This window comes from Raineyella antarctica (assembly GCF_900092135.1).
GTDB classification, from domain to species: Bacteria; Actinomycetota; Actinomycetes; order Propionibacteriales; family Propionibacteriaceae; genus Raineyella; species Raineyella antarctica.
Window position 1 is genome coordinate 344,590 of record NZ_FMYF01000005.1, and the last position, 15,915, is coordinate 360,504.

Sequence of the window (15,915 nt, forward strand, 5' to 3'; positions counted from 1 at the left end):
GTCTGTCATTACGCGCTGGCCTCCAAGTCGGTGACGATAGCGTCGATAGAGGCACGCAGCTCCGTCTGACGGCCAACGAGTCGCGCGATCTCGTCGTTGAGTTCAGTGATGTCCACAACCTTGCGGGTATCTTCTGGCTCGACATAAGAGGTGACGGCAATGTTGTAGGTGTTAGCTGCGATTTCTTCGTTTGACACGAGCTTGGTGAATTGGTCGACGTCATCGCGAGCTACGAAGGCGTCCAAGATTCTCTGTCGATTCACCTCGGTGAGCTTGTTCTTGTTGCCAGTGTGGACGAACTGCGTCGAAGCATCGATGAAGAGGACGGAGTTATCTTCCTTGGACTTCTTGAGCACGATAATGCAGGTTGCAATCGTGGTGCCGAAGAACAGATCCGGCGGCAGCTGGATGACTGCGTCGATGTAGTTGTTGACGATGAGGTACTTGCGGATTTTCTGCTCGGCCCCACTGCGGTAGAGGACGCCGGGGAACTCGACAATCGCGGCCGTGCCGTTGACTGCAAGCCAAGATAACATGTGCATTGTGAAGGCAAGGTCGGCCTTGGACTTCGGGGCGAGCACCCCAGCTGGGGCGAAGCGCGGATCATTGATCAGTAGTGGGTTCGCATCGCCTTCCCACTTGATGGAGTAGGGAGGATTCGAGACGATCGCCTCGAACGGCTCGTCGTCCCAGTGTGCCGGGTTAATCAGGGTGTCGCCGTGTGCGATATCGAACTTCTCGAAGTTCACGTCGTGCAGGAACATGTTGATTCTGGCGAGGTTGTACGTCGTCAGGTTGATCTCCTGGCCGTAGAAGCCCTTCCTGACGTTGTCCTTGCCGAGAACCTTGGCGAACTTCAGCAGGAGTGAGCCAGAGCCGCAGGCGGGGTCGTAGACCTTGTTCACTGACGTCTTACCGACGACCGTGATGCGGGCAAGGAGCTCCGAGACCTCCTGGGGCGTGTAGTACTCACCCCCCGACTTACCAGCCGCGGAGGCGTACATCTGCATGAGGTACTCGTACGCATCACCGAAGGCGTCGATGGTGTGGCCGGAGAACTCGCCGAGGTTCAGATCGCCGATGGCATCGAGGAGCTTGACGAGCTTCTCGTTGCGCTTGGCGACCGTGTGGCCGAGCTTGGCGGAGTTGACGTCCAGGTCGTCGAACAGCCCCTTCAGGTCATCCTCTGAGTCGGTGCCGAATGCGGAACGCTCGATGTTCTTGAAGATGCGCTCCAGCGTCTCGTTGAGGTTCTCATCGTGGGATGCGCGCTCCCGAACGTTGACGAAGAGCTCTGAGGGGAAGATGTAGAAGCCCTTCTCCGCCACCGTGTCCTTGCGGCCGAACTCAGCTTCAGAGTCGCTGAGCGTGGCGTAGTCGAAATCTGGGTCGCCGGCCTCACGCTCGCCCTCGTTGATGTAGGCGGTGAGGTTCTCAGAGATGTAGCGGTAGAACAGGAGGCCAAGCACGTAGGTCTTGAAGTCCCAGCCGTCGACGCTGCCTCTCAGGTCGTTGGCGATCCGCCAGATCGTCTTGTGCAGCTCGGCGCGCTGTGTCTCTTTAGTTGTTCCAGCCATCTCGTGTGTCTCTACTCCTTGCGCGTGACGCGCTTACGTTGGTCCCCTCAGTGCGCTCTCAAGCTATCAGCGACGGCTGACAGTTCTGCTCTGCCCGCTCCCTGTTGGCTCGCTCGGGGCAGCCGAACGGCTCGGGAGCGAAAACTCAACCGACCGCGGCATCTGTGGATATTGTATATTGATTGACCTATTTCGTAAATCGCTACTGCGTATTCGCCGCTTGTCTGGTTGCCCATATGAGTCCATGAATCCGCATTTGACATGTGACTGTACAGCCTCATTGAACCTGGTACATGCTTGGGGCATGCCGACCAGCTCCATCCGCCTCACGGATCGCCAAGTTGCGGTGCTGGAGTGGATCAAGGCCGGCTGCCCGGCGGGAGTGTACGACGATGACGAGCATTACTCACATCGACTCAGCGCTCGAGCCCTCGCTAGCCGCGGACTTGTCAAGGTCCGCGGTCATGGTCCGACGTGGGGTGCCACGCTCACGCCACGGGGTGAGCTCTGGCCCGAGGCCATCGAAGAGGATGAACGCTCCCCTGAGCGTAGCCGTCAGGTTCGTAACTCGGCCTCGCGGTCCAACCTTGAGGGGAATGAGGCCGCCTCGCAAGAGTCGGTAGAGGTCCCGAGGCTCGACGCCTCGGTGCGGGCCGCCCGCCGAGTCACACGTCAAGCGGCGACGCCGAAGAAGAGGCGCCCCACCAAGATCGTCGAGAAGCGGGAGACGTATATGCGATACCGAGTCATGGTCACGCGAGTCCAAGTCGCCGAACGCTGGGTTCGGGCCACCGACGAGGAAGACGCCGCGAAGAAGGTGCAGGCGGAGTTCGACAAGCCGTATGGCTACTTCGGGAGTTGGAAGACCACCACGTCCGAGGTTGAGGTCGTCGAGGCAGAACAGACCACAGTCATTACTCCGAACCCGCTCTCCGAAGACGGACCCATGCTGCTCGGTATCAAGGACGCTGGGCGTGCCCTCGGCATCAGCTACTCGATGGTCCACGAGCTCACGACAAAGGGCGAGATCGAGTGGACTCAGATCGCCAGCCGCAAGTACATCTCGCGCGACTCATTGCTCGCCTTCATCAAGGAGAACACGCACCGCGGGTTCCAGGCGCGGTACTGAAGCGCTTCCCCCCTCTCCCACCGCGCCTTCCGAACTAACCATCTATGTCTATGTCGTTGGGCACGACATCCTGCTTGTAAGGCAGGCGCGGCTAGGAAGAACGCACCTCCAGTACCGATCTAGTACCTGTGGCGTGGCCGACGATTGACCTCTCGATGCTGAGTTACCGGGAGTCGTGACAACCACCGGCCCACGTCTACGGCCCGCGTGCATCAGGCTGAAGCACTGAGTTCTCGCGTGCGAAGCTAAACGAAGGGAGCCTCGTCTCGGCAGAGGACACATTAGTTCTCGATGCCGAGACGGACTCCCATGCTAGCCCCGTGGGCCAGGCGAGGAACGAGTCCTCGGTGATTTCAACAGTCGACTAGCTCGGCTGATCGCTGCAGGGTGACACGATCCGCACCTCTTCGATGAGTGATGACCGCTCCGCCGCGGCGCGAGCCCAAACGGCGGCCTCGAAGTAGCTGGCGAAGCGCTGCCGATTGGCGTACCACTCGGGACGCGTTACGAGCTTGATCTCGACGTAGTGGCCGAGCGTACAGAGCACATTCTTGGCGAACCAGTCAGGAAGGTCGGTCGTGTCGCCCCGTGGGTCCGGCATGCCAACCAGCACTGCATCACCGACCAGCGTCGACTGACGGAGCGTGTCAGGCATCCAGAACCAACGCAGGATGGTGGCTCGGACGTTGAGAGGTAGATCGAGGATCAATCCCTCCTCGTTCACATAGATCGTGGCGCCGATCCTTGGCAGGTCGACTGGCTCGATGAGTCCGCCGACTGCCTGCCGGTAATCCTTTAGCCCGATGAACTCCTGCGTTACGCATGGCGAGTTCTCGTCGGCCGGAATGATGATGCCTCTTGGCATCGTGCACCTCCTTGATGCGAGCGGCCCATGATCCGAGTGGATCATGACGTGACCGCCTGACATCAACGAAGCGAATTCGGAGAAGGCGTCCACCATGGGACGCGATCTCATCAAAGGTTATACAGCCGCTGACACGCAGGGTCAATATTCCGATCGAAAAACTTGAAGGAATACGTTCACTTGTGGGTCAAGACGAGTGAAGATGACCTCTCGCTACTGATTGCCGGATGGCGGTTCCGCGCGACCGGTCAGTGCCACTTGGACATGACTCCCGAGCGATCGAGCTGTAATGTCTCGCTCGCCTACTCCGGCGATATCGACCTCGAACAGAGGCCATAGTTCTCCATGCCAGATCACCGACACGACGAACTGTTCATCGAGATCGAAAAGTGCAGCTCCCTCGAATACATCGAACGCGCCAGACTGGCTGTTTCGCCAACTCAAAGCCTGAATATCTCGTTGGTCGTCGCGCCAGAGGGAGACCTCAGGGGTTCGCATCTCGATGAAGTAGAAGTGACGCGCCATGACGGATACCCAGACATGATCATGATCCGGATGCCAGAGGGAGAGCCTCAACTGAGGCGAGGCTTCGAGCGTCCATTGAGTCGAAAGATATGCGGCGATCTGGTGAAGACCCTTGTCGCTATAACGTCGCACCTGACGCTGGTCGTATCCCGCGCGTAGACCGAAGTCGGTGAGCCGTTCGAGGTGGGTAGACCCATGGGCGGCAAGCCCCAGTGAAGCCGAAGCGGCACCAATCGCAGTGCTCTGATCCATAGCCAGGATGGCCTGTTTCAGCGCGTTGTAGGCGATATCTGGATTGCCGGCACCAATGAGCTGGCAGATGATCGGACTCGCGGCTAAGCCCGCAGGCGTGACACCTTCGGCGCTCTTGCGGAGCGCTCGAAGTTCGGCATGGACCTGCTCCTCAAGGGTCATCGCTTAGCCTTAGGACTTGTTACGCTGCACGGGTGCCTGAAGACTACGGTACCCCCTAATCTCACGACGAGGGGCCTGTCACAGCGGCGTAGATCGAAGTAGCAGACAAACCAGCACCCAGCCGTTAAACGACCACCCAAATGCTAGAGTCGTTGATTCTCTTGGACTGGCCCGAATCCAATTGGCCCCTACAAAAATGGAGCAGCATCAAAGGAAACCAAAGTACATATAGCTGTGCGAATCTGTTAGGTAAGCCCCAGTGAAGAGGGTCTGGCCAGTGCAGCCATTTGTCTGGATGACAGAACCTCCGGAGCTCGCTTGATTCTGCATACCGTTCGCCTGGAGTACGTAATACGGTCCCATGGAGACGGGGCAGCCATAAGCACCCGCACCAAAAGTGTGATACCAGTAGCGACTGGTTGAGGTGTTACGGGGGTCTGCAAAAACATGTGAGTCATCATAGGCGTTTAAACTTCCCAAGAATCCAGGATCAGTACTAACTTCCCATGTACTACTCCCCGGGTTAGGCACAGATGCGGGGAATGAGTTGTTATCCACCGCATACAGTCGAAGAGCTTTCTCCATTTCCGAGAAATCCTGCATTCGTCGTGCATCCATCGCTCGATTCTGGGCTCCGTTATATGCGACAATCGTTATCGCGGCCAGGATCGCGATGACCACGATGACAATCAATAGCTCGACGATCGTGAAGCCGCGAACGCGCCGCACGCTCCGACTAGCGTCATTGCCGCCTGAGATATCGAGTGTTGGATGTGATCCAGGTTCCATCTGCACGTATTTAAGCACGAGCGAAACGCTTAGTCAACACACCTATCCCGCACTACCTAGGACTTCCTTTTTTAACCCGCGTATCACAGTGCAGTTGTACTCCGGCTCTTGAGCCAGACCGTCACCACGGATCCGAAGTTCTGTCCGACCCGGATCACTGTGGCATGAAGATCTCCTTCGACAAGCATGGACGGTTTGGCCTCACCCCGCCATTCGAGTCGTAGGTTCAGAGGAGCTTGAAGCAATAGCCGGATCGGCGTCGCCAGGTAGTAGTACTGGCGGTCGTCCTGCTTGTATCGCTTCCATGTAATGTCGCGCGTCACTCCATTCTCGTAGAGTGCCGGAAGCCGCATGCCGATATGAAGCGGGACAGCAAATCGCATGCTGAGCGTAAGACCCTCTGCGTCATCATCATGAAACCTCGCACCAAGTTTCGGATCTATCCACGGGGCGGCGGTCAGGATCAGCTGGACGAGCTTCGTGATTCCGGCGTCGCTCCATCGGCGGGTCGTCCGCGCATCGACTCCGCAGAGTGCGGCGTAGTCCTGGAGTCGCGCGAGTACGGTATCGCCGTCTGCGCCCCATCCGAATGAGGCGAAGGCCGCTTGGATCTCTGGGTCGTCGTCGGCTTGTCGACTGAGCAGTAGAAGCCGGTTCATGGCTGTTTCTGGGTCGCCACGGCCCAGTCCGAGCAGAATCCCGGGGGTCTCCAACAGCTTCGTGTCAGAGAGTGGCCCTGGCATCTTACGGAGCCGTCGAAGCTCCTCTTCAAGAATCGGCTCCATGGCCATGATCCACGCGCCTCCGATCGTCGGTGTCACTTTCGTGTCACGACAGCCAGTCTCCCCCGGTCCCAGAGTTGAGGTGTCGCCGGGATGCGTCTCCTAGTCACCAGCTGGGTCCCCGTGCGACAGGTCATGGAGGAAGTCATGTCCGAGATCCAGCCCTATACCAGTGGCTCCACCCTCGTCCCGTCCAGCTCGGCCCCCTGGTCGCAGCACGGTCGGGCCATTAACCGCTTGGCATCGTCCACCGAGCTCGCGACACTCACCGCAGCGGCGCGTGCTCAGGTCGAGCAAGCCCGTCTTGACGCCATCGATCAGGTCGCCGCCCGCGGCATGCAGGGCGTCGCCATGGTCACCCAGTTCGAACAGCAGCTCACGCAGGCGGTGCCGCTGGCCGCCTCGCGCCTGCAGGCGCTCGGGGACATGCACGCGCTGCAGGTCGCCATGGAAATCTCCTCCTTCACGAGGGGACTGGGACGATGAACGCCATTGACGGCCTGCTCGTGGTCATCCTCGTCCTGGCCGCCGTAGCAGCGGCGCTCTACGTCATCGGTGTCGTACTACCCGCCCTGGAGCAGGAGAGGCGGCGTCGAGCAGCCCTCATCCAGCAGCAGATGTCAGAAGCGCGTATAGAGGCCGCGTCCTTCCGGGCGATGCAGCAGATGCTCGAGGTCGCTCGCCAGGCCCAGGACGCTGAGCGTCACTTCTAGTCCGACGTCTCCATCTATCGACCGGTTGCTCATCAAGGTGGTCTCAGGCGTTCGCACCGCCTGAGACCACCCGAGCAGACCCGGCTTCGCCTCATCGTCTCTCGCCAAAGAAAGGACTCTGGTTCGCCATGTCTGTCATCACTCTCGCAAGCACCGCGTCCCCGAACAAGCCCCGGGCACCCTTCACCGCCGTCGAGTTGCAGGCGGCGCGTCAGCAGCTGTCGGCCTTCGTCGATCAGCAGGCCGACGATCTTGCTGGCCGGCTCGGGTTCGGCTGGCATCCCGTTGTCGATGCGCCCTCCACCTACCAACAGCTGCGGGGCGCAATCGATCGCTCCCTCGCCACCAAGGAGCCGTTGCCGGTCTCGTCGGAGAACAGTGCCTCGGTGGTCTATGACCGGCCCGAGGTGAACTTCGCCTTCCGCTTCTGGCATGACGTCTCCCACGTCCAGCACGGCCTGTCCTTCGCCCTCGAAGACGAGCTGGAGCTGGCGCTCTGGCACCTCAACGTGCTCGAACAGAGCGGCACCACTCGGGACTCGATCGCCTACCGGCTGCTGGAGGCCGACCTACTGGGGCAGCTGCTCCTAATGGGCTTGGTCGGTCGCTTCCCGTTCGACCAAGAGGAGTTCGTACTGAGCTGCGCGCTTCTCGGTATGGAGCGGGGCCTCCTCACCGAGATCCGCCGTACGCCGGGAGCCCGCGATGAGTGACGCGCCGGACCCAGGCAGCTGGATCGGCCGGATTGTCGGGTGGTGCTTCGCTCTCCTGGTGGGGGCGATGGCCCTGTCTGCGGCCGTCCAGATCGTCGAGGACGTCTGGTGGCAGCTCTGCATCGGCGGGCTCGTCGCCATCATTGTCGCGGTGCTGATCGCTCTCATTCGTCGCCGTTCGCGCTTTTAGCCGTGAGCGCTATGTGTGGCGTGTTGTAAAAACTACACGCCCTATTTCTGTAGCTCGTCATATTCCTTGACAGATATTCCGTTCGGTGGCCTGCCTGCTCGTCTTCCCTCTTGTATTTCTTGAGGTGAGTGCTCATAGTACGGGGCACAAAGGCGAGTAGGCAAGCCAGTAAAGCCGGTGGGTGTCAATGAATGTCGTCTAGCAAGAGAGGAGGAGTAAGCATGTCGTCGAATAAGCCCACCACGCCCCGGAAGGGTCAGAAGCCGAGCCAGCCACGCCGGCCCGGTCGTCCTGGACGCCCCAAGAAGGACCAGCACATCATCGTGCGCTCCGAAGTGCGTCCGGAGCCGGATTATCGGCTGCTTGCCCGTGCGGTCATCCGCATGGTGCTCGACGAACAACGTCGAGCCGAAGAGTCGGAAGCGGCCGGCGGCTCCGAGATGGAGGACGGCCATGACGCGACCTGATCTTCACTGGACGCAGCTGCACTTCGATCAGGGGGTCGACCAAGCCCAGGTGCACGACTCCTTGACGGCGCTGGCAGTGCTGCCCTTCGCGCCACTTGTCGTACTTGAGCTGATCGGCCGCCACGGGCAGGTCAGTTGGCGGATCGGCGCTCATGCCAAGGATGTGTCGGCCGTGCGGCGCGCACTTGCCGCCCACATCCTGGGACTGCGACTGACCGACGAGACGTCCGGTGGCACCCTCGACCGGCTCCGGCTGGCTGCCGCCGTACGTCTCGGCGGATGGAGCCTTCCCCTACGTAAGGAGTCGGCCGAACCGGTTGCACGTGGCCTCTACCGCGTGCTGGCCGGGACCACGTCTGACGAAATGATCCGTATTCAGCTGGTCTTGGGACAGCGCTTCACCCCGCGCCGTCTGAGGGACGACGAGCCGGCCGGCGCGGAATCCGCCCGGCATGTCGCCGAGCATGGCTTCAGGGTGAGTCTTCGCGTCGGGGTGAACGCCAAGTCTGAGGCCAGGGCGCGTGCCCTGGTGCGCGACGTCGGGTCTGCCTGGCGAGCGCTGGAAGTTCCCGGCGTCATCGTCGAGCTCTGGCGCACCAACCCGCGCACGGTGACCGACGTACGTGCTCCCGGCTGGTGGTCGCTGCGACTGCGGGTCGACGACCTCGCTCGGCTGGTCGGCTGGCCCATCACGCCCGATCTGCCTGGCCTCCCCGCGGCTCATCCGCGCCTGCTGGCGCCAGTCGGTGCGCTGAAGTCTGGACGTCGGCTCGGCATCGCCCAAGCCGATCCCTCGGCGGTCGTGCGGGTGTCGGTCGAGGACTCACTGCGGCACCTGCATGTCATCGGACCGACCGGCGTCGGCAAGTCCACCCTTCTGGCGCACTTGGCGTTGCAGGATGCGGCCGAGGGTCGCGGGCTGGTGGTGATCGATCCGAAAGGGGACCTGGTCCGCGACATCCTCGCCCGTCTCCCCGAGGATCGCCGCGACGACGTCGTCGTCCTTGATCCGACGGCCAAGCACGTCGTGGGCATCGACGCGCTCGGCGGCCCGGCGCCCGATCTGGCGGCCGACACCATCCTGTCTGTCTTCCACGCCCTTTATGCCGACTCGTGGGGTCCACGGACGCAGGACATCATGCACGCCAGCCTGCTCACGCTCGCCCGTGCCGGTGGACTGCCGCTGGCTCTGGTGCCCGCGCTACTCACCAACGACGGCTTCCGTCACCAGCTGATCGGACGCCTCGCTGCCGATGATCCCCTCGGTGTCGGCGCCTTCTGGAGCTGGTACGCCGCCCAGTCCGACGCGATGCGCACCCATGCGATCGCGCCCCTGATGAACAAGCTTCGCCCGCTCATGATGCGCCCCGGGTTGCGGGCTACCTTCGGCCAACAGGACCCGCGCTTCGCGCTCCGAGACGTGTTCGCCAAGCGCCGCATCGTTCTGGTTTCCCTCGCCGCGGGCAGGCTCGGCCCAGATGGTGCGCAGCTGCTCGGCTCGCTGGTCGTCGCGCTGCTGTGGCAGGCCGCCCTGGAGCGAGTCCAAGTCCCTGCCGAGCGCCGCCATCCGGTGATGGTCTACATCGACGAGGTCCAGGATTACCTGCACCTGCCGGGCTCCCTGTCCGACGCACTGGCGCAGGCTCGCGGGCTCGGGGTCGGCTTCACTCTGGCCCACCAGCACCTCGGCCAACTCCCGCCGTCGCTTGAGAGTGCCCTGTTCGCGAACGCCCGCTCAAGGGTGAGCTTCACACTCTCGTCCAAGGACGCGCGCACGCTCGCCTCGACCGCGAACGGTCTGCTCGTGCCCGAGGACTTCACCTCGCTGCCCGCCTACCACGCCTACGCCCAGCTGCTCGTTGAGGGCAGCCCAACGCACCCGGTCTCCCTGCTCACCGAGCCGCTGGCGCCACCGATCAGGCGAGCGGCCGACTTGGCCGAGGCGTCCTCCAAGACCTACGGGCGGACGGTCGCCGAGGTCGACGCCCGGCTCACTGCCCTGGCGACCGGAACCGATCCCCAGGACGTCCAGAACCCACCTCCGGCGACCCCGGCCAATACCGCCGCACAGAACCCGTCGGCCGTGTCTACGGACGCACCCAAGGACGGGGAACGGTTCGGCCGACGGCGACGCACCACACCCACGACAACACCACGAAAGGAGAACCCTGATGACAACTAACACTGGACACACCCCCGAGGACCGCATTCCGATCGCTGCTCCGCTCGGCTCACCCGACCCCAGCGCAACTGACGAAGCCACACAAGCATCGGCCGCATTAGCGGCGCCGAATACCGACACTCTGTCGGTGTCGTCCTCACCGGGGCGGGTCGGCGGCCGCGCTCTCGCCAAGCTGCGTCACGACCTCACCGAGCGCGACTGGCGCATCCTGCGACTGGTCGGCGACCACCGCTACCTCACCACCCGCCAGATCGAGGGCTTCTGCTTCACGAACCTCGGCTCGCCCGAATCGGCCGAACGCACCACTCGGCGTGTACTGGCACGTCTCGCCCACGAGGGTGTGCTGCGAACATTGGCTCGACGCATCGGCGGCGTCCGTGCCGGATCGGGCGCCACCGTCTACCACCTGGCTCCAGCCGGCGCACGGCTCCTGGCGGGTGATACGGGACGCCACTTCCGCAGCCGCGAGCCGTCCGAGCGCTTCCTCCTGCACTGTCTCGCGATCGGCGACACCCATCTCGAGCTCAACAGCATTGCCACGCGCGACGCCATCACCTCGATCGAGGTGGCCCTCGAACCGGCCTGCTGGCGCACCTACACCGGTCCTGGCGGGGAAAGCCGCAGCCTGCAGCCCGATCTCGCCGTCACCGTTCAGGGCGCGGACTACGAGGACCGTTGGTTCCTCGAGATCGACATGGGGACTGAGTCCATCCCAACGTTGCTGACGAAGTCTGCGCAGTACGACACCTATCGGCGCACCGGCGCCGAGCAGGCCGCGCATGAGGTCTTCCCCATGGTCTGTTGGCTCATGCTCGGCGCTAAAGCCGATACTCGCGCCGAGCAGCTGCGCCAGCGCCTTCGAGCCAAGGGCTACCCCAACGGCATGTTCCACGTCTGCACCGAAGACCAGCTCAGCCTCACCCTCACAGGAGCCGTGGCATGAGTCGGCCCCGCAACCAGATTCTGAACGGGGACGCGCTCCAGCGCCTCAAGGAGCTTCCCGACGGATGGGTCGACCAGATCGTCACCAGTCCGCCGTACTTCCGTCTTCGCGACTACGGCACCTCCGGCCAGTTCGGCCTCGAGGAGACGGTCGAGGACTACGTCGCGACGCTGCGGGCCTGCGTGGCTGCCATGCGGCGCGTCCTCATGGCGACTGGAACCCTGTGGCTCAACCTCGGCGACAGCTACAGCCTGCACGCGTCCCAGGGTGCCGCCCGCAAGAGCCTGCTCGGTGTCCCCGAACGCGTCCTTCTGGCTCTGATCGAGGATGGCTGGACGCTGCGTAACAAGATCATCTGGGCCAAGACGAACCCGATCCCGACGAGCGTCGCTGACCGGCTCGCCACTACCCACGAGGTCATCTACGTCCTCGCGACGAGCAGCCGCTACTACTTCGACCTCGACGCCATCCGCCAACCGCACCGCACGCCAGTGCCTGATCACGTACGACGCCACCAAACGCACCCGGCGCACCGCAAGCGGTCGACGACCGGCTGGCTGGGGCCTAACGGTGACAGCGACGACGGCCTTGCCGCGCTCAAGGCGCGGGGCATGGTCGGCCACCCCCTCGGCAAGAACCCCGGCGACGTCTGGCAGATCTCGCCAAGCCACTTCCGGGGCGCCCACTTCGCCACCTACCCCGAGACGCTCGTTCGTCCCATGATCCGCGCCGGCTGCCCTCACCTACGGTGCAGTCGCTGCCGCGCCCCGTACGCCCACACGATCACGCGCACAGGTACGACAGCCACCCGACAGCCCGAACGACCCACCTGCCGCTGCAATAGCCCACCCGAGCCAGGCCTCGTGCTGGACCCCTTCCTCGGCTCCGGCACGACCGCGGTCGTTGCCAAGGCCCTCGGCCGCGACTGGCTCGGCATCGAGCTCAACCCCGAGTACGTCCAGCTGGCCGAAGCACGCATCGCCGCGGCCCGTCACTCCACCAACGCAACACCCCTGAAAGGAGGAACATCATGACCGACAACCACAACCAGCCAGGCGAAAACCACGAGCGCCGACCCGAGCAGCAATATCACCCGCGTATCTGGATCGCCTCGCTTGCCGACTACAACGCGGGCATTCTGCACGGCCGCTGGGTCGATGCCACTCAAGACCCCGACGACCTAGAGGCGGCCGCCCGAGAGATCCTCACGTCCAGCCACGAGCCCAGCGCCGAGGAGTACGCCATCTTCGACTACGACGAGTTCGGCAGCTACCGCGTGCAGGAGTACGACCGGCTCGAAGACGTCAGCCTCATCGCGCGCGGCATTGCCGAGCACGGCGACGTCTTCGCCGTCTGGGCCGAACTGCACGACGGCGACCCGGCCATGATGGCCTCTTTCGAGGACGCCTACCTCGGCACCTACGACAGCGCTGAGCAGTGGGCCGAACAGCTCCTCGACGACGAGGGCATCCCGCAGCTGCTGGACAAGGCCATCCCAGACGACCTGCGCAACTACGTCTCGATCGACTACGAGGCATGGGCACGTGACGCCCAGATCAGCGGCAGCATCCACATCGAAGACCTGCCCGATGGACGCGTCGCCGTCTTCGACGTCACCTGAACCAACCCGGCCGATCCTTCTCGTCGGGAGACTGCAGCCGCATCGTGATCCATCCCGGATCACCGGCTGCACCATCCCGAGGAGATGGACCCACCACAGGTGGGTGAAGTCCCGAGGAAGGAGGAACCCACGTCATGAAGACGCTCGCCATCCGCTTGGAAGACGACCAGCACGCCAAGCTCACCATGCTGGCTCGCCTGGCTGGCATCTCGGTCACCGACGCCATCCGCGCCGGGGTCGAGGCCCAGATCGAGGTCATGGCTGCCGATCCCCAGATCGCCGCCAAGGCCGACGAACTCCAGGCCGAGATCGAACGGGAAGCCCGCGAAGCCGCCGCCGCCCTCAGTGCCATGTTCGGCACCGGGAAGCCCAAGCCCCGCGCCACGACACCCAAGACGTCCACGTAGGCGCCCTCCACCCCGCCCGGATGAGGCACGAGTCGTGCATCCAGCACGCTCGCCCTCATCCGGGCTACAACCCCACAAATATGCGAAAAATAGGCGGAACCTACCGCCAATAAACATTCCGCCTATTTCAATTGCATCGCGCAATTTCATATAATAGATATGAACGATAACCGGCTCTTCACAATCCAAGGTGTAGTTGGGGTCTGAATCCGCCGGCCTCGAGTAGGCAGCGGGCGATGTAGTTGGTGAGGTTGCGGAAGCCGAGGGCTGATCCTCGCAGGTGTTCCAGTCGGCCGTTGATGGCCTCGGTGGGGCCGTTCGATGTGCCGGGGCGCTCGAAGTAGGCCAGGACGTCGGCGGCGCGCTTGGTCATCGTGCGGCCGAGGGTGATGATCTCGGTCAGCGCGCCGGGGACGCCGCTGCTGATGGCCTCGATCACGGCCTGCATCCGGGCGCGGCCCTGGACTGGATCCGGCTCGCGGTAGGCCGCGATCATGCGCTGGTAGATGGCCCAGGTGGCCTCGACCTCGACGTGGGCGTCACCGGCGAACAGGGCCTCGATGCGTGTCTTCTGCTTGTCGGTGAGCAGGTCGATGCCGGTATGCAGACTCCGCCGGGCCGAATACAAGGGGTCGCCGGACCGGCCGCGGTGACCGTGGAGGGTCTGTTGGACCCGGCGCCGGCAGCGGTCCAGCGCGTCGCCGGCCAGGCGGACCACGTGGAAGGGGTCCATCACGGCAGTCGCGTCGGGCAGTTCCTCAGCCGTGGCGGTCTTGAAGCCGGTGAAGCCGTCCATCGCGACGACCTCCACCCCTGCGCGCCAGTCGGCGGGGCGTTCGGCGAGCCAGGCCTTGAACGCTTGCTTGGAGCGTCCCTCGACCATGTCCAGCAGGCGGGCCGGACCGGTTCGGTCGCGGATCGGGGTCAGGTCGATGATGACGGTGACGTACTTGTCGCCGCGGCGGGTGTGACGCCACACGTGCTCATCGACCCCCAGGACCCGGACCCCGTCGAAGCGGGCCGGATCGGCGATCAACACGCGGCGACCTTCGGCCAGGACCGCGGTGTTCGCGGTGTTCCACGACACCCCGAGAGCCTGCGCGATCCGGGCCACGCTCAGGTGCTGGCAGACGAGTCCCTCCAGCGCCCACCGCAGCCCCCGACGCGACAGCTTCGCCCGGGTCTCTGCCGCCTGGGTGGTGTCCTGACGCCAGACGTGGCCGCACTCGGTGCACCGGTAGCGGCGCACGGTGACCTCCAGCAGCGTGGGACGCCAGCCGAACGGCTCGTGCGCCAACTGGCGGACAACGGTGTCGCGCGGCTTGCCCTGAGCCCCGCAGCGGTGGCACCAGTCGTCGGGATCGACGACCCGGCAGGCCAGCACGGCCCGGTCCGGCTCGAGGCGTTGGCCGATGACTTCCAGACCGAGTTCGTCCAGACGGGTGAAGGTGGTCAGGTCCGGACAGCAGAAGGTAGCGTGGGGCACGTCGAGGTCTTCCCGATGGGCAGTGTGAGAGCTTCCATCTTCGGAAGGCCTCGACCCATCTCCCGTCCCGACGCGCCGCCCAACATCACACCTGCCCTACACCCTGGATTGTGAAGAGCCCGATAACCGTAAACGTGAAGGCGTGAAACGGCTGCAATCATCACCATCGGGGTCAGAACCAAAGAGGAACAATCACCAGGGATGAGCCACCCGCCAGGCGGGTGGCTCTTGCACCCTCACACCTCAGAAAGGAGAACTCATCATGAGTAGTTACGGACGCAAGCAGCGTCGCACCGACGACACCCCGGACAAGCGACACTGCGTGCTCTACCTTCGTGTCTCGTCGGTCCGCCAGACGCACACGGCCATGGACGTCGACAAGGACGGCAACTCCATCGCCACCCAGCGCGAACAGACCACAGCCAAGGCCAACGAGATGAACCTGATCATCGCCAAGGAGTTCGTCGAGCCCGGCGTCAGCGCTCAAACCATCGAGAAGCGCCCAGTCTTTCGGCAGATGCTCGCCTACGTCTCGGAGCACCCCGAGGTCGGCTACATCATCGTCTACAGCCGTTCGCGTGCCTTCCGCAATGTCGAGGATGCCATGCTGACCAGGCGCAACCTGCGCATGCTCGGCGTCAAGCTAATCTCCACCAAGGAGGACTTCGGCGACTCGATCGAAGGCGACGCCATGGCCACCATCTCCGACACGATGAACGAGTTGCAGAACCGGCTCAACGGCCAGGACATCAAGCTCAAGATGGCCCACAAGGCCAAGAACGGCGGCACGCTTGAGTATTTGAAGGCTTGGAGGCCACTCGATCTTGCCGTTGGGGGCCAGTGATATTGCCGGTGGGGGCCAGCGGCCGCCGGGGTGGGGGCCACCGGCTCCCACCGGCGTCTTGTCACTGGTTCACGGCGGCGTGTTCACGCATGTTGTGGTTGCCGGTGTCGACCCAGATGGTGTTGTGGACGATGCGGTCCATGATCGCGTCGGCGTGGACTCCGGAGCCGAGTCGCTGGTGCCAGTCCTTCTTCGCGTACTGGGTGCAGAACACGGTTGAGGCGGCGTCGTAGCGGCGTTCAAGTAGTTCCAGCAGCATGCTGCGCAT

The 15,915-nt window shown here is 63.3% G+C and carries 19 protein-coding genes; 12 read left to right on the forward strand and 7 right to left on the reverse strand.

Translation table 11 applies throughout. The annotated features are described in order from the left end of the window. Positions 1 to 8: 8 nt before the first annotated feature. Entirely contained in the window at positions 9 to 1,577 is a 1,569-nt protein-coding gene (locus GA0111570_RS10035) for a type I restriction-modification system subunit M (RefSeq protein WP_092610124.1), read from the reverse strand. Positions 1,578 to 1,881: 304 nt separating this feature from the next. On the opposite strand from GA0111570_RS10035, the gene GA0111570_RS17340 reads away from it, so the two are divergent. After that, positions 1,882 to 2,706, forward strand: coding sequence for a helix-turn-helix domain-containing protein (locus GA0111570_RS17340; RefSeq protein ID WP_139283208.1), 825 nt, complete (start codon positions 1,882 to 1,884; stop codon positions 2,704 to 2,706). Between the two features lie 364 nt (positions 2,707 to 3,070). Here the strand turns inward: GA0111570_RS17340 and GA0111570_RS10045 are convergent, their stop codons facing one another. The 4 genes from GA0111570_RS10045 to GA0111570_RS17350 form a co-directional block, all read right to left on the reverse strand. Further along, positions 3,071 to 3,571 carry a DUF3846 domain-containing protein gene (locus GA0111570_RS10045; protein WP_175557437.1) on the reverse strand — a complete coding sequence of 167 codons (501 nt, stop codon included), beginning with the start codon at positions 3,569 to 3,571 and terminating at the stop codon, positions 3,071 to 3,073. Between the two features lie 213 nt (positions 3,572 to 3,784). Next, the gene (locus GA0111570_RS17345; RefSeq protein WP_139283209.1) at positions 3,785 to 4,510 is read right to left on the reverse strand and encodes a hypothetical protein; all 726 of its coding nucleotides are present in this window, start codon (positions 4,508 to 4,510) and stop codon (positions 3,785 to 3,787) included. Between the two features lie 207 nt (positions 4,511 to 4,717). Beyond that, positions 4,718 to 5,317 carry a type II secretion system protein gene (locus GA0111570_RS10050; protein WP_175557438.1) on the reverse strand — a complete coding sequence of 200 codons (600 nt, stop codon included), beginning with the start codon at positions 5,315 to 5,317 and terminating at the stop codon, positions 4,718 to 4,720. Between the two features lie 65 nt (positions 5,318 to 5,382). Continuing rightward, positions 5,383 to 6,090: a hypothetical protein gene (locus GA0111570_RS17350; protein ID WP_139283210.1), complete on the reverse strand. Its 708-nt coding sequence runs from the start codon at positions 6,088 to 6,090 to the stop codon at positions 5,383 to 5,385. 138 nt (positions 6,091 to 6,228) lie between these two features. Here GA0111570_RS17350 and GA0111570_RS10055 point away from each other — a divergent pair, with 138 nt between their 5' ends. From GA0111570_RS10055 to GA0111570_RS10095, 10 genes are all read left to right on the forward strand, one after another. Beyond that, positions 6,229 to 6,567: a hypothetical protein gene (locus GA0111570_RS10055; protein ID WP_139283211.1), complete on the forward strand. Its 339-nt coding sequence runs from the start codon at positions 6,229 to 6,231 to the stop codon at positions 6,565 to 6,567. Further along, positions 6,564 to 6,794 carry a hypothetical protein gene (locus tag GA0111570_RS10060; protein WP_092610139.1) on the forward strand — a complete coding sequence of 77 codons (231 nt, stop codon included), beginning with the start codon at positions 6,564 to 6,566 and terminating at the stop codon, positions 6,792 to 6,794. The genes GA0111570_RS10055 and GA0111570_RS10060 overlap by 4 nt, the downstream gene beginning before the upstream one ends. Positions 6,795 to 6,922: 128 nt before the next feature. After that, positions 6,923 to 7,507, forward strand: a complete 585-nt coding sequence (locus GA0111570_RS10065; protein WP_092610142.1) for a hypothetical protein — start codon at positions 6,923 to 6,925, stop codon at positions 7,505 to 7,507. After that, positions 7,500 to 7,697 (forward strand): hypothetical protein, encoded by a 198-nt coding sequence (locus GA0111570_RS10070; RefSeq protein ID WP_092610145.1) that lies wholly within the window; start codon positions 7,500 to 7,502, stop codon positions 7,695 to 7,697. The genes GA0111570_RS10065 and GA0111570_RS10070 overlap by 8 nt, the downstream gene beginning before the upstream one ends. Before the next feature lie 221 nt (positions 7,698 to 7,918). Further along, entirely contained in the window at positions 7,919 to 8,164 is a 246-nt protein-coding gene (locus GA0111570_RS17355) for a hypothetical protein (RefSeq protein WP_139283212.1), read from the forward strand. Continuing rightward, the gene (locus GA0111570_RS10075) at positions 8,151 to 10,346 is read left to right on the forward strand and encodes a type IV secretion system DNA-binding domain-containing protein (RefSeq protein ID WP_092610148.1); all 2,196 of its coding nucleotides are present in this window, start codon (positions 8,151 to 8,153) and stop codon (positions 10,344 to 10,346) included. Before GA0111570_RS17355 ends, GA0111570_RS10075 begins: the two co-directional genes overlap by 14 nt. Further along, a complete protein-coding gene (locus GA0111570_RS10080) occupies positions 10,336 to 11,289 on the forward strand; it encodes a replication-relaxation family protein (RefSeq protein ID WP_092610150.1) in 954 nt (317 codons plus the stop codon). Before GA0111570_RS10075 ends, GA0111570_RS10080 begins: the two co-directional genes overlap by 11 nt. Beyond that, on the forward strand, positions 11,286 to 12,323 hold the full coding sequence (locus tag GA0111570_RS10085; protein WP_092610153.1) for a DNA-methyltransferase: 1,038 nt from the start codon (positions 11,286 to 11,288) through the stop codon (positions 12,321 to 12,323). The genes GA0111570_RS10080 and GA0111570_RS10085 overlap by 4 nt, the downstream gene beginning before the upstream one ends. Continuing rightward, positions 12,320 to 12,910 carry an antirestriction protein ArdA gene (locus GA0111570_RS10090; RefSeq protein ID WP_092610156.1) on the forward strand — a complete coding sequence of 197 codons (591 nt, stop codon included), beginning with the start codon at positions 12,320 to 12,322 and terminating at the stop codon, positions 12,908 to 12,910. Before GA0111570_RS10085 ends, GA0111570_RS10090 begins: the two co-directional genes overlap by 4 nt. A gap of 134 nt (positions 12,911 to 13,044) precedes the next feature. Next, entirely contained in the window at positions 13,045 to 13,317 is a 273-nt protein-coding gene (locus GA0111570_RS10095; RefSeq protein WP_092610159.1) for a DNA-binding protein, read from the forward strand. 178 nt (positions 13,318 to 13,495) lie between these two features. Here the strand turns inward: GA0111570_RS10095 and GA0111570_RS10100 are convergent, their stop codons facing one another. Next, on the reverse strand, positions 13,496 to 14,803 hold the full coding sequence (locus GA0111570_RS10100) for an ISL3 family transposase (RefSeq protein ID WP_092610162.1): 1,308 nt from the start codon (positions 14,801 to 14,803) through the stop codon (positions 13,496 to 13,498). A 262-nt stretch (positions 14,804 to 15,065) separates the two neighbouring features. Here GA0111570_RS10100 and GA0111570_RS10105 point away from each other — a divergent pair, with 262 nt between their 5' ends. After that, a complete protein-coding gene (locus GA0111570_RS10105; RefSeq protein ID WP_092610165.1) occupies positions 15,066 to 15,647 on the forward strand; it encodes a recombinase family protein in 582 nt (193 codons plus the stop codon). 61 nt (positions 15,648 to 15,708) lie between these two features. On the opposite strand, the gene GA0111570_RS10110 is transcribed toward GA0111570_RS10105, so the two are convergent. After that, a partial coding sequence (locus GA0111570_RS10110) for an ATP-binding protein (protein WP_092610168.1) occupies positions 15,709 to 15,915 on the reverse strand: 207 nt, incomplete at its 5' end.

Bases quoted from the DNA above. Each gene is read 5' to 3' on its own strand.
- GA0111570_RS10035 (WP_092610124.1), bottom strand. From the start codon at position 1,577: ATGGCTGGAACAACTAAAGAGACACAGCGCGCCGAGCTGCACAAGACG.
- GA0111570_RS17340 (WP_139283208.1), top strand. From the start codon at position 1,882: ATGCCGACCAGCTCCATCCGCCTCACGGATCGCCAAGTTGCGGTGCTG.
- GA0111570_RS10045 (WP_175557437.1), bottom strand. From the start codon at position 3,571: ATGCCAAGAGGCATCATCATTCCGGCCGACGAGAACTCGCCATGCGTA.
- GA0111570_RS17345 (WP_139283209.1), bottom strand. From the start codon at position 4,510: ATGACCCTTGAGGAGCAGGTCCATGCCGAACTTCGAGCGCTCCGCAAG.
- GA0111570_RS17350 (WP_139283210.1), bottom strand. From the start codon at position 6,090: ATGGCCATGGAGCCGATTCTTGAAGAGGAGCTTCGACGGCTCCGTAAG.
- GA0111570_RS10055 (WP_139283211.1), top strand. From the start codon at position 6,229: ATGTCCGAGATCCAGCCCTATACCAGTGGCTCCACCCTCGTCCCGTCC.
- GA0111570_RS10060 (WP_092610139.1), top strand. From the start codon at position 6,564: ATGAACGCCATTGACGGCCTGCTCGTGGTCATCCTCGTCCTGGCCGCC.
- GA0111570_RS10065 (WP_092610142.1), top strand. From the start codon at position 6,923: ATGTCTGTCATCACTCTCGCAAGCACCGCGTCCCCGAACAAGCCCCGG.
- GA0111570_RS10070 (WP_092610145.1), top strand. From the start codon at position 7,500: ATGAGTGACGCGCCGGACCCAGGCAGCTGGATCGGCCGGATTGTCGGG.
- GA0111570_RS17355 (WP_139283212.1), top strand. From the start codon at position 7,919: ATGTCGTCGAATAAGCCCACCACGCCCCGGAAGGGTCAGAAGCCGAGC.
- GA0111570_RS10075 (WP_092610148.1), top strand. From the start codon at position 8,151: ATGACGCGACCTGATCTTCACTGGACGCAGCTGCACTTCGATCAGGGG.
- GA0111570_RS10080 (WP_092610150.1), top strand. From the start codon at position 10,336: ATGACAACTAACACTGGACACACCCCCGAGGACCGCATTCCGATCGCT.
- GA0111570_RS10085 (WP_092610153.1), top strand. From the start codon at position 11,286: ATGAGTCGGCCCCGCAACCAGATTCTGAACGGGGACGCGCTCCAGCGC.
- GA0111570_RS10090 (WP_092610156.1), top strand. From the start codon at position 12,320: ATGACCGACAACCACAACCAGCCAGGCGAAAACCACGAGCGCCGACCC.
- GA0111570_RS10095 (WP_092610159.1), top strand. From the start codon at position 13,045: ATGAAGACGCTCGCCATCCGCTTGGAAGACGACCAGCACGCCAAGCTC.
- GA0111570_RS10105 (WP_092610165.1), top strand. From the start codon at position 15,066: ATGAGTAGTTACGGACGCAAGCAGCGTCGCACCGACGACACCCCGGAC.